Source organism: Micromonospora globbae (genome assembly GCF_003610785.1).
Taxonomy (GTDB): Bacteria; Actinomycetota; Actinomycetes; order Mycobacteriales; family Micromonosporaceae; genus Micromonospora; species Micromonospora globbae.
Genome location: NZ_RAQQ01000093.1, coordinates 1 through 1,418, shown reverse-complemented (window position 1 = coordinate 1,418; position 1,418 = coordinate 1). Strand labels below are relative to the sequence as shown.

General features: G+C 68.0%; 1 protein-coding gene. It reads left to right on the top strand.

The window, feature by feature from the left end; translation table 11 throughout:
* Window positions 1-118 precede the first annotated feature (118 nt).
* Entirely contained in the window at window positions 119-1,363 is a 1,245-nt protein-coding gene (locus tag D7I43_RS32430; RefSeq protein WP_120332340.1) for an IS256 family transposase, read from the top strand.
* Window positions 1,364-1,418 lie beyond the last annotated feature (55 nt).

The following is a 1,418-nucleotide window of genomic DNA, read 5'->3' as shown; positions in this document are numbered from 1 at the left end:
GGTTGCGTCCACTGGAGTGGTGTACGACTTGCCCGTGATGGGCGTGTTGCGTAGATGAGAGACGGCCATCGCGTCGATCCTTCAAGACGACCAAGTCAGAGAAGGAAGAGAGAACGCGATGGCCGCATCTGAGAGTGTGAACCCTGTTGACCTGCTGCGCGAGCAGATCGAGGGCGCGTCGCCGGACGTGTTGCAGGCGATGGTGAAGACGTTCGCGCAGGCGTTGATGTCCGCCGAGGCGGATGCGATCTGCGGCGCGGGGTACGGGCAGCGCAGCGATGAGCGGGTCAACTCCCGCAACGGCTATCGGCCTCGGGAGTGGGACACCCGCGCCGGGACGATCGACCTGGCCATCCCGAAGCTGCGGCAGGGCAGCTACTTCCCTGACTGGTTGCTGACGCACCGCCGGCGGGCCGAGCAGGCCCTGGTGTCGGTCGTGGCCACGAGCTATCTACTTGGGGTGTCGACCCGGCGGGTGGAGAAGCTGGTCGAGCAGCTCGGGATCCGGCAGCTGTCGAAGTCGCAGGTCTCGGAGATGGCCGCCCACCTCGACGCCCAGGTCGAGGCGTTCCGCAACCGGCCCCTCGACGCCGCCCACTACACGTTCGTGTGGATGGACGCCCTGACGATGAAGGTCCGTGAGCACGGCCGGACCGTCAACGTCCACGCTCTGATCGCGGTCGGGGTCAACGCCGACGGACAACGCGAAGTGTTGGGCCTGGATGTCGCCTCCGACGAGGACGGCGCTGGCTGGCTGGCGTTCCTACGCAGCCTGACCGCCCGCGGCCTGGCCGGCGTCCGCCTGGTCATCTCCGACGCCCACGCCGGCCTGGTGCAGGCCATCGGGGCGGCCCTGCCCGGCGCCTCATGGCAGCGGTGCAGGACCCATTACCTGCGCAACCTGCTGACCAAGGTGCCGAAGTCCGCGCAGCCGTGGATCGCCACCCTCGTCCGCACGATCTTCGACCAGCCCGACACCGACGCCGTCCGAGCCCAGTTCGACCGGGTCGTGGCCACGATCGAAGCGAAGTTCCCCGCCGCGGCCGAGCACCTCGACGCCGCCCGCGACGACCTCCTCGCGTTCACCGGCTTCCCCCGCGAGATCTGGCGCCAGATCTGGTCCAACAACCCGCAGGAACGGCTGAACAAAGAGATCCGCCGCCGCACCGACGTCGTCGGGATCTTCCCCAACCGGCCCGCGATCATCCGCCTCGTCGGCGCAGTCCTGGCCGAACAGACCGACGAATGGACCGAAGGACGCCGCTACATGGGCCTGGAACTACTGGCCAAAGCCCGACTCATCCCCGTCCAGCCCGACCAACACGACACCGACCAGACCAACGCGGCACCGATCGCCGCCTAACATCAGACCGGATCCCGCGATGGCCGTCTCTTACACCACCAGCGCGGACGCGACC

Coding starts and splice junctions, on each gene's coding strand:
- D7I43_RS32430 (WP_120332340.1), top strand. CDS start 119: ATGGCCGCATCTGAGAGTGTGAACCCTGTTGACCTGCTGCGCGAGCAG.